Origin of the sequence: Bradyrhizobium sp. (assembly GCF_019242285.1) — a bacterium.
In the GTDB taxonomy this organism is placed as follows: Bacteria; Pseudomonadota; Alphaproteobacteria; order Rhizobiales; family Xanthobacteraceae; genus Bradyrhizobium.
On the sequence record NZ_JAFAVV010000677.1, the window covers coordinates 1 to 2,492 of the forward strand.

Consider the following 2,492-nt stretch of genomic DNA (forward strand, 5'->3'; position numbering starts at 1 on the left):
AGGCCTATCTCGCCCTGAACCCCAACGGCCTGGTGCCGACCCTCGAGGAGGACGACGGCTTCACGCTCTGGGAGTCGAACTCGATCGTGCGCTACCTCGCGGCCAAGCATAAGAGCAGCCTGGAGCCCGCCGATCTCAAGACGCGAGCGCAGGCGCAGAAGTGGATGGACTGGCAGCTCACGGTGATGGCGCCGGCGATCGGGCCCTTGTTCATGGGCATGGTCCGCACGCCGGCCGCCGAGCGCAACATGAAGGCGATCGACGACAGCAAGGCCAAGACCGCCGATGCCGCCAAGATGCTCGACGCCCAGCTTGCGAAGACGCAGTTCCTCGCCGGCGATGCCTTCTCCTACGGCGACATCCCGGTCGGCATCATGGTGTGGCGCTTCCGCGAGCTCGCGCCGGAGCGGCAGGGCTTCAAGAACCTCGACCGCTGGTACTCGGCCGTTGCGGCGCGGCCGGGCTTCCAGCAGCACGTGAAGGCGATCCCGCTGACGTGAGTCAGGCGACTTCGGCGATATAGCGATCCGGGCGGAGCAGCGCCGCGCGCAGGCCGCGCTGCGCGAGCCAGTTCGCGCCGACGCCGGGCAGCGTCACCGCATCGGGCCGTCGATCGGCGAGCAACTCGATCTCGCCGACGACGGCGAAGCGCGAACCGATCGCCTCGTCCATCAGGCGGCCGTCGGCAAGGCGCGGTTGCGGAAAGATCGTGCCGACCGGCGGCGGGGCCTCGGCGCGACAACCTGGACCGAGTTGCGGCTGCGGGAAGTCGAACATCTCCGCCCCGTTCGCAAAACGGCGGTCGCGCTCGGCCGCCTTCGCGGGATCGGTCTCCTGCAGCACGGCGCCGAGCTTCACGGCGAGCGCGATGAAGGTCTCGACATGCGGCCGCCGCTCGCTCTCGTAGGTGTCGAGCAAGGAGTCCGGCGCGCCATCGCGCAGCACCGCCATGAGCTTCCAGGCGAGATTCGCGGCATCGCGCATACCCGCGCACATGCCTTGGCCAAGGAAGGGTGGTGTCTGGTGGCAGGCATCGCCCGCGAGCAGCAGGTTGCCCTTGCGCCAACCCTCCTGCACCAGCGAATGGAAGGTGTAGATGGCGGCGCGTTCGATCCGCGCGTCGCGCGGGTCGAGCCATCGCCTCAGCATCGGCCAGAAGACGTCCGGCTCGGTGAGCCGCCCCGGGTCGTCGCCCGGCATCAGCATGATCTCCCAGCGCCGGCGCGCCCCGCCGACATTGACGATCGTCATCGGCCGCGCGGGATCGCAGAACTGGACAGTGTAGTCGGGCAGGGTCTTCACGCGCGGCGAGGACGGATCGCACAGCAGGTCGACCACCAGCCACGGTTGGTGCAGCCCGAGATCGCGTTGCCGGCTGCCGATCGCCCGCCGGACCGATGAGCGCGCGCCGTCGCAGCCGACGATGCAGCGGGCGTCGAGCTCGTTCACGTCGGTGATCTCGCTGCCGAGATGGACCTCGACATGCGGAAAGCGGCCGACGCCTTCGCGCAGGACCTGTTCGAGGAATGGCTGATGGAAGTACCAGTTGTTCGGCCAGCCGTGCGGCCCTGGCCCTTCGATGCCGCGCCGGACAAGGAGCGTCTGGTCGCTGGCGTTGACGAAGTGCATGCCCTGCGACGACGGCCGCGCCGCCAGCGCGATGTGGTCCGCCAGTCCGGTCGACTGGAAGATGCGCATCACCTCGCCGTCGAAATGCACGGCACGTGGCAGCGGAAAGACCTCCGTCTCGCGCTCGTAGACGGCGACGGAGAGGCCGGCTTGCCCCAGCAGGTTGGCCAGCAACGCGCCAACCGGTCCGTAGCCCAGGATGGCGACGTCCTTCATGCTCTTGACGTTACACCGAGTGCAGCGCCTCCCACACCCGCTCCGGCGTCGCGGGCATGTTGATGTGCTTGCCGCCCAACGCGTCCACCAGGGCGTTCATCACCGAGGGCAGCGAGCCCGCGCAGCCGGCCTCGCCGCAGCCCTTGGCGCCCAGGATGTTGGTCTTCGCCGGCACCGAGTGGTAGCCGATCGCGAAGGAGGGCGCGTCGGCGGCGCGCGGGATGGCGTAGTCGGTGAAGCTGCCGGTCAGCGGCTGGCCTTCCTCGCTGTAGACCACGCGTTCGAACAGCGCCTGGGCGATGCCCTGCACCACGCCGCCGTGGCTCTGGCCCTCGACCAGCAGCGGATTGATGACCGTGCCGAAGTCGTTGACCATGGTGTACTTCACCACCTCGACCCAGCCGGTGTCGGGATCGATCTCGACCTCGGCGACATGCGCACCGTTGGGGAACGCCGACGGCGCCGCCTCGTGCACGTGGCTGACGTCCAGCGTCGTCGGCACGCCGTCGGGCAGCTTCATACCGCCGCGCAGGCGCTCGGCCAGCTCCATGATGCCGATGCCGCGGTCGGTGCCGACGATGGTGAAGCGGCCTTTGCTGAACTCGATGTCCTCGGCGGACGCCTCCAGCGCGACACCGGCGATCTGC

Annotated in this window: 3 protein-coding genes; 1 reads left to right on the top strand and 2 read right to left on the bottom strand. The window is 69.0% G+C overall.

Going from position 1 to position 2,492, the window contains the following annotated elements; genetic code table 11:
• On the top strand, window positions 1-500 hold a 500-nt coding region (locus JOY90_RS27490), incomplete at its 5' end, for a glutathione S-transferase family protein (RefSeq protein WP_291694245.1).
• A 1-nt stretch (window position 501) separates the two neighbouring features.
• Here JOY90_RS27490 and JOY90_RS27495 read toward each other — a convergent pair.
• Both JOY90_RS27495 and JOY90_RS27500 read right to left on the bottom strand, forming a co-directional pair.
• Window positions 502-1,845: a bifunctional 3-(3-hydroxy-phenyl)propionate/3-hydroxycinnamic acid hydroxylase gene (locus JOY90_RS27495; RefSeq protein WP_291694246.1), complete on the bottom strand. Its 1,344-nt coding sequence runs from the start codon at window positions 1,843-1,845 to the stop codon at window positions 502-504.
• A 10-nt stretch (window positions 1,846-1,855) separates the two neighbouring features.
• Window positions 1,856-2,492: molybdopterin cofactor-binding domain-containing protein (locus JOY90_RS27500; RefSeq protein ID WP_291694247.1), on the bottom strand; the 637-nt coding region annotated here is incomplete at its 5' end.